Annotated in this window: 16 protein-coding genes; 5 read left to right on the top strand and 11 right to left on the bottom strand. The window is 68.0% G+C overall.

Features of this window, described 5'->3' with window-relative positions:
- The first annotated feature begins 47 nt into the window (after positions 1–47).
- Positions 48–596: a peroxiredoxin gene (locus tag QLQ15_RS11730; RefSeq protein ID WP_283212954.1), complete on the top strand. Its 549-nt coding sequence runs from the start codon at positions 48–50 to the stop codon at positions 594–596.
- 214 nt (positions 597–810) lie between these two features.
- Here QLQ15_RS11730 and QLQ15_RS11725 read toward each other — a convergent pair whose 3' ends face one another.
- The gene (locus tag QLQ15_RS11725) at positions 811–1716 is read right to left on the bottom strand and encodes a dienelactone hydrolase family protein (RefSeq protein WP_283212953.1); all 906 of its coding nucleotides are present in this window, start codon (positions 1714–1716) and stop codon (positions 811–813) included.
- A gap of 147 nt (positions 1717–1863) precedes the next feature.
- Between QLQ15_RS11725 and QLQ15_RS11720 the strand changes: the two genes are divergently transcribed.
- Both QLQ15_RS11720 and QLQ15_RS11715 read left to right on the top strand, forming a co-directional pair.
- Positions 1864–2493, top strand: coding sequence for a DUF4136 domain-containing protein (locus QLQ15_RS11720; RefSeq protein WP_283212952.1), 630 nt, complete (start codon positions 1864–1866; stop codon positions 2491–2493).
- Positions 2494–2612: 119 nt separating this feature from the next.
- Positions 2613–3647, top strand: coding sequence for a sensor domain-containing diguanylate cyclase (locus QLQ15_RS11715; protein WP_283212951.1), 1035 nt, complete (start codon positions 2613–2615; stop codon positions 3645–3647).
- A gap of 10 nt (positions 3648–3657) precedes the next feature.
- Here the strand turns inward: QLQ15_RS11715 and QLQ15_RS11710 are convergent, their stop codons facing one another.
- From QLQ15_RS11710 to QLQ15_RS11665, 10 genes are all read right to left on the bottom strand, one after another.
- A complete protein-coding gene (locus QLQ15_RS11710) occupies positions 3658–3936 on the bottom strand; it encodes a hypothetical protein (RefSeq protein ID WP_283212950.1) in 279 nt (92 codons plus the stop codon).
- 86 nt (positions 3937–4022) lie between these two features.
- Complete coding sequence (locus QLQ15_RS11705; RefSeq protein ID WP_283212949.1) at positions 4023–4733, bottom strand: hypothetical protein; 711 nt, start codon at positions 4731–4733, stop codon at positions 4023–4025.
- A 6-nt stretch (positions 4734–4739) separates the two neighbouring features.
- Complete coding sequence (locus QLQ15_RS11700; protein WP_283212948.1) at positions 4740–6293, bottom strand: DUF4034 domain-containing protein; 1554 nt, start codon at positions 6291–6293, stop codon at positions 4740–4742.
- Between the two features lie 131 nt (positions 6294–6424).
- Positions 6425–7945 (bottom strand): DUF4034 domain-containing protein, encoded by a 1521-nt coding sequence (locus tag QLQ15_RS11695; protein WP_283212947.1) that lies wholly within the window; start codon positions 7943–7945, stop codon positions 6425–6427.
- Between the two features lie 101 nt (positions 7946–8046).
- Complete coding sequence (locus QLQ15_RS11690; RefSeq protein ID WP_283212946.1) at positions 8047–8745, bottom strand: hypothetical protein; 699 nt, start codon at positions 8743–8745, stop codon at positions 8047–8049.
- A gap of 124 nt (positions 8746–8869) precedes the next feature.
- Positions 8870–10417, bottom strand: a complete 1548-nt coding sequence (locus tag QLQ15_RS11685) for a tetratricopeptide repeat protein (protein WP_283212945.1) — start codon at positions 10415–10417, stop codon at positions 8870–8872.
- A gap of 56 nt (positions 10418–10473) precedes the next feature.
- Positions 10474–11637 (bottom strand): glycoside hydrolase family 18 protein, encoded by a 1164-nt coding sequence (locus QLQ15_RS11680; protein WP_283212944.1) that lies wholly within the window; start codon positions 11635–11637, stop codon positions 10474–10476.
- A 22-nt stretch (positions 11638–11659) separates the two neighbouring features.
- A complete protein-coding gene (locus tag QLQ15_RS11675; protein ID WP_283212943.1) occupies positions 11660–12055 on the bottom strand; it encodes a GFA family protein in 396 nt (131 codons plus the stop codon).
- Between the two features lie 104 nt (positions 12056–12159).
- The gene (locus QLQ15_RS11670) at positions 12160–13086 is read right to left on the bottom strand and encodes a M14 family metallopeptidase (protein WP_283212942.1); all 927 of its coding nucleotides are present in this window, start codon (positions 13084–13086) and stop codon (positions 12160–12162) included.
- A 93-nt stretch (positions 13087–13179) separates the two neighbouring features.
- Positions 13180–13572, bottom strand: coding sequence for a hypothetical protein (locus QLQ15_RS11665; protein ID WP_283212941.1), 393 nt, complete (start codon positions 13570–13572; stop codon positions 13180–13182).
- 201 nt (positions 13573–13773) lie between these two features.
- Between QLQ15_RS11665 and QLQ15_RS11660 the strand changes: the two genes are divergently transcribed.
- The gene (locus tag QLQ15_RS11660) at positions 13774–18387 is read left to right on the top strand and encodes an autotransporter domain-containing protein (RefSeq protein WP_283212940.1); all 4614 of its coding nucleotides are present in this window, start codon (positions 13774–13776) and stop codon (positions 18385–18387) included.
- 125 nt (positions 18388–18512) lie between these two features.
- On the top strand, positions 18513–19049 hold the full coding sequence (locus tag QLQ15_RS11655) for a hypothetical protein (protein ID WP_283212939.1): 537 nt from the start codon (positions 18513–18515) through the stop codon (positions 19047–19049).
- Positions 19050–19060: the final 11 nt, after the last annotated feature.

Raw genomic sequence — 19060 nt, 5'->3', positions numbered from 1 at the left:
GGTGCCGCGCGGCGTATCGTAGGGGCCCCATCCTGCCGGGTCCGTCCATGAAGCCGCTGTCGAAACTCGTTGCCGCCTGCACCCTTGTCGCCGCCGCCGTGGTGGCGCTGCCGTCCTTCGCCGCGCTCAAGGCCGGCGCGAAGGCACCCGATTTCTCCGCACCGGCCTACCTCGCCGGCAATCCCTTCACCTTCAAGCTCGCCGATGCGCTGAAGATGGGACCGGTGGTGATGTACTTCTTCCCCGCCGCATTCACGCCGGGCTGCAACCTGGAAGCGCACCTGTTCTCCGAGGCCATCGATCAGTTCAAGGCGCAGGGCGCCACCGTCATCGGCGTGACCGCGGGCAACGTGGACCAGCTGGCCGAGTTCTCCAAGTCCACCGAACACTGCGGCGGCAAGTTCCCCGTCGCCGCCGACACCGGCGCGAAGATCGCGGGCCAGTACGACGCCATCCTGGACAAGAAGCCGGAATGGTCCGACCGCACCTCCTACGTGATTGCCCCCAACGGCACGATCACCCACGTGTACTCGGACCTCAATCCGAACAAGCACGTGAAGGAAACGCTGGACGCGGTGAAGGCGCTCAAGAAGTAACCGGGTTCCGGCCCACTACGTAACCAGTCGTGCGGTGTCACCTCTCCCCTTGCGGGAGAGGTCGGCGCGCACAGCACGTCGGGAGAGGGGTTGCGCGCCAGCGCGAAAAGCGCCCCCTCTTCCGCCCCTCCGGGGCACCTTCTCCCGCAAGGGGAGAAGGAAACGCATGCGCCATCTCGGATGCCGCGTCTTCCCGACGCCCGGCATCCTCAGCTCAGGCAGGCTTGCGCAGCGTCGCCTCGAACAGGGCCAGCGTCTTCGCCCAGGCTTCCTTCGCGGCGGTCTGGTCGTAGCGCGGCGTGGTGTCGTTGTTGAAGCCGTGCTGCGTGCCGGGCGGCTGGTACAGCTCGTAACGGACACCGGCCTGCTTCAGCGCGGCCTCGTAGTCCGGCCAGCCGGCGTTGACGCGCTCATCGTTGGCAGCCAGCACGATCAGCATGCGCGCCTTGATCTTGGGCACATCCGCCGTCGCCGCCGGAGCGCCGTAGAAGGGCGCGGCGGCGTCGAGGTCAGGCAACTGCGTGGCGAGGAAGTTCGACATGCCGCCGCCGTAGCAGAACCCCACCACGCCCAGCCGGCCATTGCCGCCCTCGATGCCGCGCAGCAGCTTCGCCGCGGCGAGGAAATCCTGGCGCGTCTTGGCCTGGTCGAGCTTGGCGAACTCGGCACGCGCCTTGTCCTCGTCGCCGGGATAGCCACCCAGCGGGAACAGTGCGTCCGGTGCGAAGGCGATGAAGTTCTCCAGCGCCAGCCGACGGGTGATGTCCTCGATATGCGGGTTGAGGCCACGGTTCTCGTGCACCACCAGCACCACCGGCAGCGGGCCCTTGGCCTTGGCCGGCCGAGCCAGATAGCCACGCGCCTTGCCGTAGCCCTCGGGCGATTCGAATTCCAGGTACTTCGTCTTCAGCCGCTTGTCGTCCGGCTTCACCTGCTGCGCCGCGGCGAACTGCGGGGTCAGCGCGGCCAGCAGGCCGGCCGCACCGGCGGCACCGACCGCGAAACGCGCCGCACCGGACAGGAAGCCACGACGATCGATCATGCCGTGCACGTATTGGTCGAACAGGCGCAGTACTTCCGGATCGAAGTCGTTGGCCGTCTTGCGGGGAGGAGTCGCCATGGGAACCTCGTGCCTGCGGTGGACAGTGCGCGGACCATACCCCAGTCCGGTGTCGCGGTGCAGACGGCCGGCACGCCTCACGCGGCCGTGATGTGCCGCCGGCCAGAGTGACCGGCGACCGTCATTCACGACACGAGGGGCGATGCCATGAGGACGACCGGCCTTGCGCTGGCCTGCTGCGCCGCGCTGTTGCTCGCCGCCACGCCGGCGGCCCGTGCCCAGAGACCGACCGTGCCGGCCGCACGCGTCGAGGTGTCCATGCCGGCGACCTCCCTGCCCGGCCCACGCTACGCGTGGGTTCCGATGCCCGCCTCGCTGGCGGCCGAACTCGACAGCCGCGTGCAGGACCCCAACCTGCGCACGCGCCTGAAGGCCGCGCTCGACCGGGCCCTGCAGGCCAAGGGCTACCGCCTCAGCGACAGTGCCCGCAATGCCGACATCCTCGTCGCCTATCGCGTGGGCGTGCGCAACGTGCAGCAGGTCGGCACGCGCCAGACCAACCTGACCAGCGCGCGCGAGAGCGCCGTGGAATGCCGCGCCGGCGGCTGCTCCCAGATCGTCACGCAGGACCATGCCGGCACGCCGCAGATCCAGGTCGTGACCCTCGACACGGTCGAAGGCGGCCTGCAGGTGGAAGTGCTGCAACCGGCCGACATCCGCGTGCTGTGGCGCGCGATGTTCCGCGGCGCGGTGCGGGCCACCCGGGAATCGCGCGTCGACCTGGACTCCATCGCCAGGCGGACCCTCGCCGACCTGCCGCGTGCTCCCGCCCGCTGAGGCCTGGCGACAGGCGCGCACGGCGCCGCGGTCGAAGTGGAAATGGTCCGTGTGCGCGCGGTCCTAAAGCCCGGAGCGGGACTGAATATGACGGACGTCCCGCCGATAAAATGGGCACCATGAATGCCGTCGCCCCGCTCCCGTCCGTCCCCTTCGCCCTGATCGCCGAGTCCGTCGCCTCCGCCCGCACGCTCGAGGAACTGGTGCGGCCATTGCTCGAAGTGCTGGAAGCCGTCACCGGGATGGAATCGACCTACCTCACTTCGGTCGATGAAGCCGCGGGCGTGCAGCGGATCGTGTACGCGCGCAACACCCGCCAGATGCAGATCCCCGAGCGGCTCTGCGTGCCGTGGAACGACACGCTGTGCAAGCGGGCGCTGGACGAGGAACGCATGTACACCGACGACGTCGCCGGCTGCTGGGGCGACTCGGACGCCGCGCGGGCGCTGGGCATCCAGACCTACGTGAGCACACCGGTGCGGCTGGAGGACGGCACGCTGTACGGCACGCTGTGTGCCGCCAGCGCCCAGCCGATGCCGCTGGCCGACGACGCACAGCGCGCATTGCGCATGTTCTCGCGCCTGATCGGCCAGCAGATCGAGCGCGAGCGCCTGCTCGGCCGCCTGCAGGAGGCCAATGCGGCGCTGGCCGCGAGCGCGCTGGCGGACGCCGTCACCGGCCTGCCCAACCGGCGCGCCCTGATGCAGGAAATGACGCGCCGCATCGCGCATTGCCAACGCGCGCACGAAGCGCTGGTGGTGGCCTTCCTGGACCTGGACGGATTCAAGGCCATCAACGACCGCCACGGTCACGACGTGGGCGACCGCTTCCTCGCGTCCATCGGCCGTGCGCTGTCGGGCGCGCTGCGCGCCGACGACTTCGCCGCGCGCCTGGGCGGAGACGAGTTCGTCGTGGTCGGCACGGTCGCGCACGCCGAAGGCGAGCACGCCATCGACGCCTTCCGCGACCGCCTGGCACGCTGCACGCGCGCGCGTTTCGCGCTGGGCGAGGTCACCCTGGATTACGACGGCGCCAGCGTCGGCGTGGTGGTGGCCGCCGACGACTGCGCCGACGCGGAAACGCTGATCGCCCGCGCGGACGCCGCCATGTACGCGGTCAAACGCGCCCGTCGCGGGACGACCACTGCGCGCTGAGCCGCGCGGCTCAGGCGTTCTTCTCGTTCTCGATGCCCTTCTCCACGATGTGCTCGTAGAGGGCGACGATCTGCGTCCCGAGCGAGTGGAACTCGGGATTGCGCGCGACGAAATGCTGGCCGTCCTGCGCATCCTGCAACGCGCTCTTGAGGAAGGCGATGTCGCTGTCGGTGAGGCGTTCACCGTTGTCGACCCGCGTGCGCAGGTTCATGGCACGCGGCAAACGGAACTTCAGCAAACGGTCCAGCAGCGCCTGCATCGTCGCGGTGTCGTCGGTCGGATCGGCCATGGCAGCGCCTCCTGCGGTCGGCCGCCATTGTGCGGCCGACCCGCGCGCCACGACTTCACGTCCGTTTCACGGCGCGACGCCGGCCGTCACAGGTCGTCCGTGCGCCCGCCCACGTGCAGGACGTACTCGAAGTTCTGGACGAAGTGGCCGTACTCGTCTTCGTCGTTGGCGTAGTTGGCACCGATGGCCAGGGTGTGGCGTCCGGCCGGCAACGGCTTGATGAGCAGCCAGTAGCCATCCGAGGCCGCGAGCACGCCATCCTCCGCGTCGGACTGCATCGAAAAACAGCCTTCGCTGCGCACGCGGTAGCGCGTGACGCCGGTCACCGGCACGCCGTCGATCAGCGCGATGGCGCTACCGAGCCGCTCGTTGTTCACCGCGGCACTTTCCTGCAGGACCGCACACGGCAGCGGCAACACCGTGCCGTGTCGGCGCGGATTGGTGGTGCGCATGTTGATGACCGGCACCAGGATGTGACGCCCGGCGGGCACCACGCATTCGCGCTTGGCGTTGAACGTGCCGTCCGTGCCCGCCAGGAACCAGACCGGTCCCGCCTGCTCTTCCTCGCACAGGCGACCGTCCGGATCGTAGTACGGCGCGATCGGCATGCGTTCGGCCCACTGCCACCAGCGCGCGGTGAGCGCACCGAAGCTTTCGCCTTCCACCTTCGCATCCGGCTCGAGCAGCATGCGGTCGGCGGCGGTGGGCGATGCGGCGAGGGCCGGTGTGGCGAGCAACATGCCCAGTACGAGCGACATCGCGCGGCGAACCACGTTCATGGCGTAGATGCGATGCATGGCCACTTACTTCCCCTTCCCGTTCGTAGCGCCCTTGCCGCCCTTGGCCTGCGCGGCCTTGACCGCGGGCACCAGTTCCTCGCGCATGAGCTTGAGCGCAGCCTGGTCGTTCGCAGTGCCGTCGGCCATGCGTTCGAACTGGGCGAACGCCTGCAACGCTTCCTCAGGGGTGGTGGTGCCGAACCGGAGAAGGTAGAGCGCACGCGTACGCCAGGCGCCCACGCTGCCGGGAAACTCGGTCACCCATTCGCGGGTGCATGCATCCGCCTGCTTCTCCACCTGCGGCATCAGGAAGCTCAGGCAGTACTGCTGCATGGCCTCCTCACGGCTTTCGCCCTTCATTGCGCGCTTGAAGTACGGCCTGGCGGCAACGTATCCCTCCGCCTGGTTGACGATCCTTCCCAGTTGGTAGAGGTAGCTGTCGTTCTCCGGCTCCAGCGCCAACGCCCGCTGGATGTCCGACCGAGCACCCGCCACGTCGTGCACCATGTCGCTCAGCACCAGCGAGCGCGAATACCAGAAATCGCCATCGCCCGGACGGAAGCGCACCGCCTGCGACAGGAATGCGTACGCCTCCCATGTCTGCCGCTTCTTGCGGTAGCCCAGGCCCGCGGAATGGAACAGCGAACCGCTGGGCCCCATCCTCACTGCAGCCGCCAGGTCATCGGCGACCGGACCGAGGTCGTCGGCCATCTTGGGGCGGTACCCGGCGGCTTCGCCCAGCAGCGCGCCCAGTGCGGGATTGCGCTCGGTTCGTGCCGCCGCATACGCAACCGCACTGCGCAATTGCTCGTCGCTGCCGCCCCATCGCGGCTCGGCTCCATCGATGCGCTCCAGCGCCACGAAATACGAGTCGGGATCCGCCTTCGTGCAGCGCGCCAGCGCGAACTGCTGCAGCGCATCGGAGCTGTTGCGTCCCACCCCGGCCAGGCGATAGCACGCGACGCTCAACCGCGGCTCGATCTTCAGCGCCTCCAGGTACAAGGGCACCGAGCGGCCGAAGTTCTCGGTCATGCGCTTGAAATTGTCGTCCGGCGTTTCGGACGCCCAGCGCGTGCCGCGCGCCTTCCAGCCTGCCTCGCTGTAATGCGCGCCCACCGCCGTGTTCGCGAACGCGCTCTTCGGCGCCGCCTTGAGCCAGCGCTCGGCCACCTTGCCCGCACGCTCACTTTCGTTGAACACCTCGAAGGCGTTGAAGATCTGCTCGCGTTGCTCGGCTTGCTGGTAATGCGCGTCGAGCAGCGCGGCGAAGCGACGCTCGAGTTCGGCCAGCCCGTCCGGAGAGGCGAGCAGCGCATCGATCTCGTCCAGCGACAACGCCGGCTTGCGCAGGATCGAGCAGCGCCCCTTCGCCGCGCCCGGCCGCCACTGGTTGCCGGGCAGATCCGGGTACGCGAGGCAGCGGGCCTCGTCGTCCTGGATCGCCTCGGCCTTGCGCACCTGCGCGACGTAGTCCGCCCATTCGGCGGGCGGCGTTGCGGGCTCCGCGGCATGGGCCTGCGATGCGATCAGCGCGCAGCCGATCACCATGCCCATGAAGGCATTCCGTGTCCTGATCATGATCTCCCCCTGTTCGCGCGAAACACTACCGCACTGCGAGGTCGCCCGCACGACGCATGAGGGTCGCGGTCACACGTCCGGATGTCGCCATCTGAGGCCGGCAACCCGTGCGGCGAATGAAGACCGAAACATCACCGCGCAGGCCCTGCCGGCAACGGCCCGAGACGCGGCTGCCACTCGTGGCGCATGCGGTCCAGTTCAATGACATGCGCCGAGGTTTCGGCATGCCGAGCGAACTGATCCACGGCTTCACGCAGGCCGGGCTGGTCCGACAGATAGAGCGTCCAGGCACGCAGACGCCAGACTTCGCCGTTGTACGGGTACTTCGCCACCGCGTCCTTCGTACAACGGTCGGCCTCGGCGCGTTGGAACTGGGGAAAGATAAAACTCTCGCAGTAGAAGGCGGTGGCCCATTCCCCCATGACTGGATGGCTCATCGCTCGCTTGAAGTACGGCCGTGCCGCCAAGTTGTCTTTCACCTTCTGGATATTGCGAGCCTGCTGATAGTTGTAGTCAGGGTCGTTGGGCGCTGCCCTGAGTGCGACGTCCATATCGGCACGCGCCCACGCGAACTCCTTGAGGTTGTTGTAGAACAACATGGCACGCGAATAGCGCGGCTGCGGGTCATCCGGCCGGAAGCGGATGGCCTGCGACAGGTAGGCGAACGCACGCCAGGTATCGTTCCTGGCCGAAAACCCTTCTCCCGCATATTTGGCCATGCCGGCACTTGGACCCATGCGGGCAGCGGCGCCCAGCTCCTCGGCAAAGCGTCCATAGTCCTGCACCGAAGGCCGGTACCCTGCCGACGCTCCCAGAAACACACCCAGCGCAGGACTGCGTTCGGTCCGCGCCGCCGCGTACGCCACCACCTTGGCCAGCTGGGCGTCGCTGCCACCCCAGCGTGGCTCCACCTGGTTCAGCCACTCCTGCACGACATGGTAGGAATCGGGATCCATCTTCAGACAGCGGTCCATGCCGAACTGCTGCAGGGCGTCCGAACTCTGGCGACCGATCGCGGCGAGACTGACACAGGCCACGCTGAGCCTGGGTTCAAGGTCCAGCGCCGTCAGGTACAACGGCACCGCGCGCGAAAAGCCATCACCCATCCGCTTGAGATCCGCTTCGGAGGTCTGCGAGATGAACCGCTGCCCGCGCGCCTTCCAACCCCGTTCGCTGTAATGCGTCCCCGCCGCGGCGTTGGCAAAGGCGCTCCTGGGCGCCGCCTCGAGCCAGCGCTCGGCGACCTTCCCCGCGCGGGCGCTCCCGTCGAACACTTTGAAGGCGACGAAAACCTGATCGCGCTGCGCCGGGTCCTGATAGTGCGCATCGAGCGCGGCGGCGAAACGGCGGTCGAGCTCCACCACACCCTCGTCCGAGGCGAGCAACCGGTCGACCTGATCCAGCGACAACATCGGCTTTCGCAACAGCGAACAGCGCCCCTTCGCGGCACCCTGTCGCCATTTGTTTCCGGGCAGGTCCGGGTACGCGAGGCAGCGTGCCTCGTCATTCTTGACAGCTTCGGCTTTGCGCACCTTCGCTACGTAGCTCGCCCATTCGGCGGGTGGCGTTACCGACTCGGTCGCCTGTGCCTGCGTTGCGATCACCACGCAGCCGAACGCAATGCCGGCGATGAACTTCCGTGTCCTGATCATGATCTCCCCCTGTTCGCGCGAAACACTACCGCACTGCGAGGTCGCCCGCACGACGCATGAGGATCGCGGTCATACGTTCGGAACGTTCGTCTTCTCGCCGATCAACCCCGGCCGTGCGCATCGTCCTCGCTGTCGCGCGCAAGGCCGAAACCCATGCCCATGCCGACACCACCGGCGGCAGCGCCACCGCCCATGCCGCGGTTGCCGCCACCCTGTTTGCCCTCCTCGCGCGCACCGCCTTCGCCCTTGCCCTTCGCGCCGCTTGGGCGACTCGGCCCCTGACGCGGGATGTCCAGGCCCTTCGGCACCGGATCCAGGTCGAGCACGCTGCGGATGAAATCGCGCAACGACACGACCAGCTCGGCGGTGTGCACCGGCCGGCCTGCGACCAGCTCGCCGGCAGCGCGAGCCGCCAGGCGGACCTGCTCGTCGGTGCCCAGCAGCAGGATGTCCGACAGCGCGCCTTCGACCGCGTCGCGGATGCGCCGGGAGCGATCCGTGCTGGGCCAGGCCAGCTCCGGGTCGCCGGCGTCGGCGGCTGCGTCGCCGGGGCCGCGCTGCAGGTCGCGCAGGTGGGTGGGATCGACCGACAGGTCGCCCGTGAACGATCCACCCAAGGTCCGGTACGCCGCGATGAGCGTGCGCAGGCGTTCGTTGATCTGGCGATTCTCGCGCTCGCGTCGCTGCTGCACCGTCTGCATGACCAGCAGGCGGATGCCCACGCCGATCAGGGTGATGACCGCCAGACCGATGAGCGTGGACAACAGGGTTTGCCAGGAAGTGAAATCCAGGCCGCGCATGGCGCCTCCTGCGTGGGTTCGAGGCGAACCGTAGCGCATCGTCGGCGCACGTCGTGTGCAAGCCGCCTGCGCGACGTGCCGAAGCGCGTGACGGTGGCTGCCCCAGCCCGGAGCCGAATGAAGGTCAGCGCGATCGCTGCCCGGACGAAGCCGCCGGGCTCCGCTCCGCGACGCCTTTGTCCCCCTGGAGACGGGGCAGCCATTCGTTGCGCATCTGCGCAGCCTCTTCCAGATACATCGGGATTTCGTCTGCCATGAGGAACTGCTTCACGGCTTCCAGCGCCCCCGGCCTTCCGGTGATGTACAACGCCCTCGCGCGCAGCAGCAACGCCTCACGCGCCGTCGGAAATTCGGTGGCCGCCTGGCGCGAGCAGTCGTCCGCCATGTCCGGTTCCTGGGCAGGATCGAAGCTTGAACACCACCCGATCAATGCGGCCCGATGATGCTTCGGCACCGCCATCGCCTTCTGGTAGTACGGGCGCGCTGCCACGACCCCCTCGGTATTCTGGGCAATCCTTCCGCGCAGGTAGACGTACTCGAGCTCGTTCGGGTCGAGCCGCAAGGCCGCGTCGCTATCCGCGCGCGCCCACAACGGATCGCGGTACCGGTTCACAAGCACCCATGCGCGAATGTAATGGGACTGCTCATCATCCGGATCGAAGCGGACCGCCTGCGACAGGTAGACGATGTCTTCCCAGTTCGGATCAAAGGAGGTGTGGGAAATGCTGCGTCCCGCCCTGCCGAGCAGATCGGCGTTCGGCCCCATCCGCGTGGGGGGAACAATGAGATCGGCTGGAAAATCGCCACCGAGCGTGAACCGGTACCCGACGGACCGGCCCAGCAGGCCGCCCAGCGCCGGATTGCGTCGCACACCTTTCGCAGCGAGTGCCACCGCCTCATCCAGGGCCTCGGAAGATCCGCCCCAGCGGGGTTCGGACGCGCGAATGCGTTCGAGAGCGACGTAGTACGAGTCCGGATCGACCTTTTCGCAATGCGCCAATGCCTGTCGCTGCAGTTCCTTCGAGATGTTGCGGCCGATGTAGGACAGCCAATAGCAGGCCACACTCAGGCGCGGCTCGCGCTCCTGCGCCCGCAGCAGCAGGGGCATCGCCTCTGCGAACGCCTCGTGCATGCGATCGAACTGTTCGTCGGACGTCTGGCTCGCGTACTGCCTGCCACGCGCTTTCGCTCCGGACTTCGCGTAGTGAACGCCGCCTGCGAGCATGGCGAAGCTGCTTTCCGGTGCCCGCTCCAGCCACTGCTTCGCCACCTGTCCCGCCCGCTCGCTGGCATCGAACGCCGCGTAGGACGCGAACATCTGATCGCGATGCTCGCCCTTGCGCCGGCTCTGCTTCATCAGCCTGCGGAAACCGTGCTCCAGCTCGGCCCTGCCCCCGGCCGTCGCGCTCAGGCGTTCAATGTCGTCCAGCGAATACAGGGGCTTTCGCAGCAATGCGCATTGCGCCTGCGCAGCACCGGCTGGCCACTGATTGCCGGGGAGATCGGGATAGGCCAGACAGCGGGCCTCCATGTCGGCGATGGCGTCCGCCGCACGCACCTGCTCGACATACTTCGCCCATTGGGGCGGGACGCCTGTATTGCCATATGCGCAGACGGGCGCCACCGACGCAGCCAGCAACAGGCCGGCCAACGCAAATCGAATTCCTTTCATGATTCTCCCCTGTGCCGCGCGTACGCTAACCCGGACATCGCGGGCAGACAATGCCGCTACTCGAACGGTTTCACCATCGCGTCCAGTAGTTCGTGCTGCGCGTCGTCCCCGGTGAGTTCCCACATGAAGGCGCCGCGCAGGCCGGCATCCTTCGCCAGCTGCGCGCGTAGGCCGATGGACCGGGGGTCCTCGTAGCTGACGAAGATGCGTTCGTCGCGGTTGAACAGCCAGGGCGTCTGCGCGACCGGGTGCCAGTGCTGCGTCCACTTCGCATCGGGCAGCAGTGTGTCGCGGATGTTGCGCCAGTCGCCGGCGGCATACGTGTCGTGGTAGCGCTGGTACAGGCCATCGTCCGCGTCGCTGTCCACGCGGAAACCGCGTCCATAGAACGGCACGCCCAGCACCAGCTTGCTGGCGGGCACGCCGTGCTGGCGGTAGAAGTCCACGGCGCCTTCGACGTTGTTGGTGCGGCGCAGCGCCGGCGGTAGCGGATCGTCCGCCACTTCGCGCAACGGTGCGTTGAAGGTGGACACGCCGGAGAACGCGGTGCCCATGTCGTAGGTCATCAGGTTGATGAAATCGAGCGTCTCGCCCAATGCCTTCAGGTCGAAGCTGCGCGCGGGATCGTACGGGCCGGCCGACTGCATGCGTCCGGCCGGCAACGCGGCCGTCAGCAGAAAAGCCTGCCCGCGCTGCTGGCCCAGCGCGTCCAGCTGACGGCGGAATTCCCGCGCCAGCTTCGTCATGTTCGCGCGGTCCTGCGGGCGCGCGGCGATCTCCTTCGGACCGCCGTATACGGGGAACTCCCAGTCGATGTCGACGCCGTCGAACGCACCGCGATGCCGTTCGAAGAACAGAGCCAGGCACGAGGTCACCAGCCGTTCGCGGCTCGCCACATTGAGCGCTGCATCGGAGAAGCCGCCCGCTTCCCAGCCGCCGATGGAGATCAACGTGCGCAGCTTCGGGTGGGCCCGCTTGAGTTCGGCCAGTGCATCGAAATGCGCCGGTGCATCCGCAGCGACAACACAGCGCCCGTCCTCGATGCGTGCGAACGCGTAGAACAGGTGCGTCAAGCGATCGGCGGGAATCGTCGACACCGGATACCGTTCGGCGGAACCGCCGGGGTAGTAGGCGCCGATGACGCGGCTCCCGTCAGCGGCATCGGCCGGCGATGCCAGGCCGAACAGGATGAGCACTGCAGTCGCTGCGTGTCGGAGCATGGTTCCCGTGTCCTTCGAGTCTTCATTCGAAATGTTCGACGCCATCGGGCACATGCACCCAGGGGTGCTTGCGCGATTCATAGACCGATACACGCGGCGGCGGAAATCCAGGATCGGCGAAGGCGCCGACCGGAATGGCGATCATGCCCGCAACGGCATCCATGCGGTAGAACACCGTGCAGGCGCAGGTCGGGCAGAAATGGAAACGCGCCGTGGTGCCTTCGTCGCCCGTGCGCGCGTACTCATGGCTCGCGCCCTCGATGATCACGTCCGCTTCCGCGAACCGCGCCTGCGCGGCGAACACACTGCCGCTGCGCTTCTGGCATTCCAGGCAATGGCAGATGGAAATGCGGGTGGGCTCGCCCTGTGTGCGGACGACGAGTTGCCCACAACTGCATGAGGCGGTTCGGTCGGTCATCGCGCCTGACTCGAGCGGAGCCGTGGGGCCGCTTCGGCTTGATTCGATTGTAGGGCGCTGCGCCTGCGTCTGCAGGCGCTACATCCTTCCGGGTGTCGCCGGAATCAGGGCCGATCCAGCACGAAGTCCAGCGCTGCGCACACCGCCGCGGCCTGCGCGGCGTTGCACTGTTCCGGCGTGGCGCGCGGGCTGTCGGGGTAGACCTCGGTGGTGGTCTTGTAGCGCGCGTCGGTCAGGCCGGCGCACAGGCCCAGCTTGCGCAGCGGATAACGGATGACACCCGGCGCGACCACCGGCGAACCGATGATCTGTCCGTTCGCATCCGAGGGCGCGATGTGCGTGACCTGTGCGACCGCGTTGATCACCGCCTCCTGGAACGCCGGCTGCGGGTGCTCGCTGTCGTCCACCACGTAGAAGCCGTCGGGCACGCCGTCGGGTTCGAAGGGCTTGCCGTCGCGCGCGGCCAGCGCGGGACGGAACTCGGTCTCGTCGGTGTCGGTGGTTTCGTGCAGGTCCACGTGCACCGCCACGCGCGCGCCCAGGGGCTCGACCAGCTGCATCAGCGCCGCCGACTCCGCCGCCGGGCTGTTGGCGCGGAACGAGCGGTTCGGGTCGATGGCGTTCGCATTCCAGCGATGGATGCGTTCGTAGGCCCACGGACTGATGCACGGCGCCACCAGCAGGTTGATCCGGCCGGCGTAATCGTCGGCATGGCGGTCGAGGAAGCGCAGCGCGCCGTGCACGCCGCTGGTTTCGTAACCGTGCACGCCGCCGGTGACCAGCGCGATGGGCAGCGCGTCGTCCCATTCGCGGCTTTTCACCGCGAACAGCGGGTAGGCGTCGTCACCGTAGGCGATGTGGCCGTACTCCACCACGTCGAAGCGCGCGCGCAGGCGTTCGATGGCGGACACGACCTCGTCCATGTAACTGCGCTGGCGGCTCTGTCGCGACAACCACTGCGCTTTCTCCGTCGCGCCCCAGGCAACACCCGGAGTACCGATGGGATAAAAAGCGGTGGTGCTGGCGGTCATGGCGTACGGCCTTCGTGATCGGAACGGAGGCCGGACTTTAGCATCGGTGCACGACGCCCGACCGTCCCGGACGTCGCGTTTCCGCAGGCCGGATCACCCCTCCCCGCGCGACCCGTGAGGGGAACCATGCGAGGTGACGCACACCCAGCCGTCGTGCGCCACGACACGCCAGACGCCGTCGGTCCGCGCGAACGACCACGCTTCGGCAACGCACCAGTCCTCGCGACGGCAGTACCGCAGCCGGTCCTGCGCGGCGTACCAGCGCTCCTCCGCGTCCCTCCTGGGATTGGCGAAGTCCGACTTGGACAACGACCTGAGCACGCCCGCATCGGCCGGTGGCGCTGCCAGCCGAGTCCATTGCGTGGACTCTCCCGTCAGGCAGTTGTCCGATTCGACCGCGGCATGGGGACGCGAGACACAGGCCGACAACAGCAGGCATGCCGAGATCACCGGCCATGAGCCGATGCGTGATCGATGCTGGATCATTTCCCTGCCCCCTTTGGCCTTGCGTGGGTCATCCATCCGAACCGATGACAAGGCGCGCCTTGTGACCCTTCCACCCGCGCCGACGAATTGACGAACCCAAGGTGGCACCTGCGTCAAAAAAATGTTCTCATGCGCGCCGGGAATGTGAGGCTCCTCACAGATTCACTGTGCGGGCCGCGCGCCGAACAGGGGAAAACACCAATGGATTACCAGAACGCGATCCAGCGTTGGATCGGCGTGGGCGAAGCTTTGCCGCGCACGCACGCAACCGGTAACGCACACCGCACCACGCAACGGATCCTCGCCGCACTGCTTGCCACGCTGATGATCGCGGTCGCCGGCCCGGTGGCGGCGCAGGCAACGACGGTAAGCATCACGGGCGCCAACCGCCCCTCGTTCTCGCGCATCGGCCAGCCGGTCACCTTCAATGTGCAGCTGTCCACCGGCAACACCGAGATCAGTGATCTGGTGTTCACCAGCGGCAGCCCCACCGGCATGTCGGCCGTGAGCTGCCCGAGCATGCCCGCCGACCTGGGCGACATACGCAACTGCACCTTCACCTACACCACTACCGCCAATGACATGGCGCTGGGCAAGGTGACGGCATTGGGCCGCTGGCGCGCCACACGTCCCACCGGTGCCTCGCGCAGCGGCACGACCAACACCTTCGAACTTCCCTTCGCGCCGGCGCGCGAGCCCGACCCGGTGCAGATCGGCATCGCGACCGCGGGCGACAGCCAGGCCACGCTGAACTTCACGCCGGGTTTCGACGGCGGCCAGCCGATCGACAGCTACACGGTGACGTCCAGCCCGCAGGGCATCATCGCGACCAGCAACGGCAGCCCGGTGACGATCACCGGCCTGACCAACGGCACGGCTTACACCTTCACCGTCACCGCCACGAGCATCGCCGGCACGGGCACGCCGTCGGCGGCGTCGAACAGCGTGACGCCGAAGGCCGCCCAGACCATCGCCTTCGCCAACCCGGGCCCACAAAACTTCGGCACGGCGCCGACGCTCACCGCGACCGCAAGCTCGAACCTGCCGGTGACGTTTACCTCCGGCACCACCGGCGTGTGCACGATCACCAGCGGCGGGCTGCTCACCTTCTCCGCCGCCGACACCTGCACGATCAACGCCAACCAGGCGGGCAACGCAGCGTTCAACGCGGCGGCGCAGGTTTCGCAGTCGTTCGTCGTCAACGCGGTGGTGCCGGGTGCGCCGACCATCGGCACGGCCATCGCCGGCGACACGCAGGCCACCGTCGGCTTCACTCCGCCCGCCTCCAACGGCGGCGCGACCATCACCCACTACACGGTCACGTCCAATCCGGGCGGCCTCACCGCCTCCGGCATGAGTGCTCCGATCACGGTCACCGGCCTGACCAACGGCGTGGCCTACACCTTCACCGTCACCGCCGACAACAGCGCCGGCACCGGTGCGGCGTCGGCGGCATCGAACAGCGTCACGCCCGACGTTCCGCCCGCGATCACTTCGGTCGCCGTCCCCGCGAACAGCCTCTACGGCCCGGGCCAGAACCTGGACTTCACGGTCAGCTGGGATCACGCGGTGACCATCACCGGCACGCCGCGCATCGCCCTGACCATCGGCGCGACGACGGTGTACGCGACGTACCTGTCGTCCCCCAACCAGACCACCACGCTCTTCCGCTACACGGTGCAGGCCGGACAAAGCGATGCCGACGGGATCACCGTCGGCGCGCTCACGTTGAACGGCGGCACGGTCCGCAGCGGCGGCATGGATGCATCGCTCACGCTCAATTCGGTGGGCAGCACCAGCGGCGTGCTGGTGGGCGTCATCAACCAGGCGCCGGTCAACCGCGTGCCGGGCGCGCAGACGATCGTGCAGGACGTCGCGCTTTTCCTCAGCGGGCCCAACGCCATTTCCATCAGCGACGCGGATGCAGGCGGTGCCACGGTCCGGGTCACGCTGACCGCCAGCAATGGCCTTATCACGTTGGCGAGCACTACCGGACTCGTCTTCATGGTCGGATCCGGCTTCAGCGACGGCACGGTGTCCTTCGATGGCCGCATCGCCGACATCAATGGCGCGTTGAACGGGCTGCTGTTCACGCCCACCGTGGGCTACACCGGCCAGGCGTCGCTGCAGATCACCAGCAACGACCTGGGCAACACCGGAGCGGGCGGCACCAAGACCGATACCGACACGCTGGACATCACCGTGACCAGCCCGGACACCACGGCGCCGACGGTGACGTCGATCGACCGCGTGGACGCCAGTCCCACCCATGCCGCCACGTTGCGTTTCCTGGTGACGTTCTCCGAACCGGTGGCCGGCGTGGACGTGGCCGACTTCACCGTGCGCACGACGGGCACCGCATCGGGTTTGGTCGCGAGCATCGTGCCGTCCGACGCGCAGCACTTCACCGTTACCGTTTCCAGTGTCGCCGGCGACGGCACGCTGGCGCTGGACCTCAACAGCATCGGCACGGCCATCACCGATACCGCGGGCAACCTGGCAACTGGCTTCGACGCCGGCCAGGCCTACGCGATCGACAACGCCGCGCCGTCGGTGCTCAGCGTGACCGTGCCTGCGGCCGGCCAGTACATCGCCGGCCAGGCCCTCACCTTCGCGCTGGTCTTCAACGAACCGGTGTTCGTGACCGGCACGCCGAACCTGCCGCTCACGCTCGACGCCGGTGTCACGCGCCAGGCGAACTACGTGAGCGGTTCGGGCAGCAACGTGCTCGTGTTCGCCTACACCGTCGCTCCTGGCGACCAGGACCTGGACGGCATCGTCGTCGGCACCGCGTTCGCGCCCAACGGCGGCACCCTCGCCGATGCACTCGGCACGGCCGCGGCGACGGCTTTGGGCACCATCGGCGACACGAGCGGCGTGCAGGTCGGCCTGCTGCCGCAGACGATCACCGGCCTTGCGGCCAATCCCGTCGCACCGGCCTACGTATCGGGCGGCACCTTCAACGTGGGCGCGACGGGCGGTGCGTCCGGGTTGCCGGTGGTGTTCGCTTCGACCACGCCGTCGGTGTGTTCGGTCAGCGGCAGCACGGTGACGATGCTCGCCGCGGGCAACTGCTCACTCACCGCGAACCAGGCCGGCAACGCGAACTACAGCGCCGCGACGCAGGTCGCGCTGGACGTGAGCATCGGTGCGGGCGCGCAGGCCATCACCACCTTCGCCGCCAATCCGGCCGCGCCCGTGTATTCGCCCAACGGCACCTTCGCGCTGTCTGCGACGGGCGGTGCGTCGGGTAACGCGGTGGTGTTCGCCAGCACCAGTCCGGCGGTGTGCACGGTCGTCGGCAGCACGGTGACGATGCTCGCCGCGGGCGCGTGTTCGCTCACCGCCGACCAGGCCGGCAACGCCAATTACACGGCCGCGCCGCAGGTGGCGTTGCAGGTGGCCATCGGCCGCGCGACACCGACGCTGGGCTGGGTGGGCGATCTCAACCGCACCCTCGGCGAAACCACGTTCGACCTCTCCAACCCCACCAGCCAGAGCAATGGCACCTTCACCTTCACCAGCTCCGCTCCGTCGGTGGCCACGGTGAGCGGTCGCACGGTGACGCTGGTGGGCGCGGGCGTGACGACACTGGTTGCCACGCAGGCGGCCACGGGCAACTACGCGTCGGCGTCGGTCAGCGTGGTGCTCACCGTCACCGACCGTCCCGACCCGACGCGCGATCCCAGCGTGGTGGGCGGCCTGCAGGCGCAGGTGGATGCCAGCGTGCGCTTCGCGATGGCGCAGCAGTCCAACATCCAGGACCGCCTGCGCCAGCAGCGCTTTGGCGGTGCCAATCGCTCGGTCAACGGCGTGAACGTCAGCCTGGCCAATGCCTCCGGTGCCGCGTTGACGGTGGCTGCGGAAGAAGTGGCCTCGCTCGACGACACGCGCCTGCCGAACGGCGTGGGCGTGTGGACGGCCGGCACCATCACCACCGGCCAGCGTGAGCCCGATGCGCGCAGCAACGCGTTCGACTTCAGCAGCGATGGCGTTACCGTCGGTGCGGACTGGCGCGTCAACGAGCAGTGGTTGCTTGGCGTGGCCGGTGGTTGGGGCTGGAACAGCACCGACCTGGACGACGCACGCTCCACGCTCGACGCCAACCAGCGTGCGTTGTCGATGTACGGCCTGTGGCGCCCGTCGCAGCACTGGTTCGTCGACGGCGTGCTCGGCTGGGGCGACCTGGACTTCGACATCCGCCGCTACAGCGCGGTCGCCGACGCGACTGCCACCGCACAGCGCAGCGGTGACCAGGCCTTCGGCGCACTCACGGCCGGTTACGAACACGGCGGTGGCGAAGGCGCGACCCTCACCGGTTACGGCCGACTCGATGCCAGCCGCACCACGCTGGATGGCTATCGCGAGCAAGGCCTGGGCATCCATGACCTGACCTACGGTTCGCAGACGGTCGAGAGCAGCGGCGCGTCGCTGGGTGTGGAAGGCAGCCTGCCCATCCTCACCGCACGCGGCAACCTGTTCCGCCCGTACTGGATGTTCGAGTACCGCGAATCGCTCGACAACCGCAGCAACGTCGATCTGAACTACGCGGTCATGCCGGTGGACGGCGGCTACGTCGTTGGCCTGCGCAGCGTCGGCGACAACGCGTTGACCTACGGCGGCGGCATCGACTTCGAGCTGTCGCTGGGCTGGAAGCTGTCGCTGCTGGCGCGCCGCCAGCACGGCGACGGCCAGAGTCCGAACAGCAGCTTCGGCCTGGTGCTCTCGTTCTCGCCGGCAGGCGTAACGAACACCGCGACGCAGGCGGCGGTCGAAGCCATCACGGAACCGGACGCACAACAGACGTCGTACTGATGAATCGTCCGACCGGCGCCGCGCCTGCGGTGCCGGTCGGATGCAGCGCCCTACTCCTTGGCGACACCCGCGCATTCGGGTAGCGTCGCCCCCTGCATCCGATGCGACTCCGGGGGGAGGAGATCATGGGGACCTGCTACACCTGCAAACAGACCATCGCGCTGGGCGGCATCAAGGCGCACGGATTCCGCTTCTGCAGCAAGGCGTGCCACGCCCAGAAGGCGTCGTTCCTTGAACGACTCGCGGCGATTCCGCAGCAGGAGGTCGAGATCGAAGCGGCGCGCATGCGTACCGAAGGCCGGTGTGCGCGATGCGGCTGCAGTCGCGGCGTCGAAGTCCATCACGCGCTCTTCGTCTGGTCCGTCATCCTCGTGACGTTCACCCGAAAGAACACGATCACCGCCTGCATTGCCTGCGCACGCAAGCAGCAGGCCCTGTGGACGATCGGAACGCTACTGGCCGGCTGGTGGGGCATTCCCTTCGGCCTGATCATGACGCCGGTGGCGACGATCACGAACGTGGTCCACCTGATCCGCAGCCACACCCGCTCCAAGCCCAGCGCGGCGCTGAAGGAGTACGTCCGCGAACGCCTGGTGTACGGCGCCCGGACGGGGACGGCCGGCTTCGCGGATGCTGGTGGGCGGATCGAGCCGGTGGCATAGCGGCGCCATCG

The organism is Lysobacter stagni, from assembly GCF_030053425.1.
In the GTDB taxonomy this organism is placed as follows: domain Bacteria; phylum Pseudomonadota; class Gammaproteobacteria; order Xanthomonadales; family Xanthomonadaceae; genus Lysobacter_J; species Lysobacter_J stagni.
Note: the sequence above shows the minus strand (reverse complement) of the source record. Positions and strands in the feature narration are given on the sequence as shown.

What these genes read in the sequence shown, in the direction of transcription:
- QLQ15_RS11730 (WP_283212954.1), top strand. Translation starts at nt 48, where the DNA reads ATGAAGCCGCTGTCGAAACTCGTTGCCGCCTGCACCCTTGTCGCCGCC.
- QLQ15_RS11725 (WP_283212953.1), bottom strand. Translation starts at nt 1,716, where the DNA reads ATGGCGACTCCTCCCCGCAAGACGGCCAACGACTTCGATCCGGAAGTA.
- QLQ15_RS11720 (WP_283212952.1), top strand. Translation starts at nt 1,864, where the DNA reads ATGAGGACGACCGGCCTTGCGCTGGCCTGCTGCGCCGCGCTGTTGCTC.
- QLQ15_RS11715 (WP_283212951.1), top strand. Translation starts at nt 2,613, where the DNA reads ATGAATGCCGTCGCCCCGCTCCCGTCCGTCCCCTTCGCCCTGATCGCC.
- QLQ15_RS11710 (WP_283212950.1), bottom strand. Translation starts at nt 3,936, where the DNA reads ATGGCCGATCCGACCGACGACACCGCGACGATGCAGGCGCTGCTGGAC.
- QLQ15_RS11705 (WP_283212949.1), bottom strand. Translation starts at nt 4,733, where the DNA reads ATGCATCGCATCTACGCCATGAACGTGGTTCGCCGCGCGATGTCGCTC.
- QLQ15_RS11700 (WP_283212948.1), bottom strand. Translation starts at nt 6,293, where the DNA reads ATGATCAGGACACGGAATGCCTTCATGGGCATGGTGATCGGCTGCGCG.
- QLQ15_RS11695 (WP_283212947.1), bottom strand. Translation starts at nt 7,945, where the DNA reads ATGATCAGGACACGGAAGTTCATCGCCGGCATTGCGTTCGGCTGCGTG.
- QLQ15_RS11690 (WP_283212946.1), bottom strand. Translation starts at nt 8,745, where the DNA reads ATGCGCGGCCTGGATTTCACTTCCTGGCAAACCCTGTTGTCCACGCTC.
- QLQ15_RS11685 (WP_283212945.1), bottom strand. Translation starts at nt 10,417, where the DNA reads ATGAAAGGAATTCGATTTGCGTTGGCCGGCCTGTTGCTGGCTGCGTCG.
- QLQ15_RS11680 (WP_283212944.1), bottom strand. Translation starts at nt 11,637, where the DNA reads ATGCTCCGACACGCAGCGACTGCAGTGCTCATCCTGTTCGGCCTGGCA.
- QLQ15_RS11675 (WP_283212943.1), bottom strand. Translation starts at nt 12,055, where the DNA reads ATGACCGACCGAACCGCCTCATGCAGTTGTGGGCAACTCGTCGTCCGC.
- QLQ15_RS11670 (WP_283212942.1), bottom strand. Translation starts at nt 13,086, where the DNA reads ATGACCGCCAGCACCACCGCTTTTTATCCCATCGGTACTCCGGGTGTT.
- QLQ15_RS11665 (WP_283212941.1), bottom strand. Translation starts at nt 13,572, where the DNA reads ATGATCCAGCATCGATCACGCATCGGCTCATGGCCGGTGATCTCGGCA.
- QLQ15_RS11660 (WP_283212940.1), top strand. Translation starts at nt 13,774, where the DNA reads ATGGATTACCAGAACGCGATCCAGCGTTGGATCGGCGTGGGCGAAGCT.
- QLQ15_RS11655 (WP_283212939.1), top strand. Translation starts at nt 18,513, where the DNA reads ATGGGGACCTGCTACACCTGCAAACAGACCATCGCGCTGGGCGGCATC.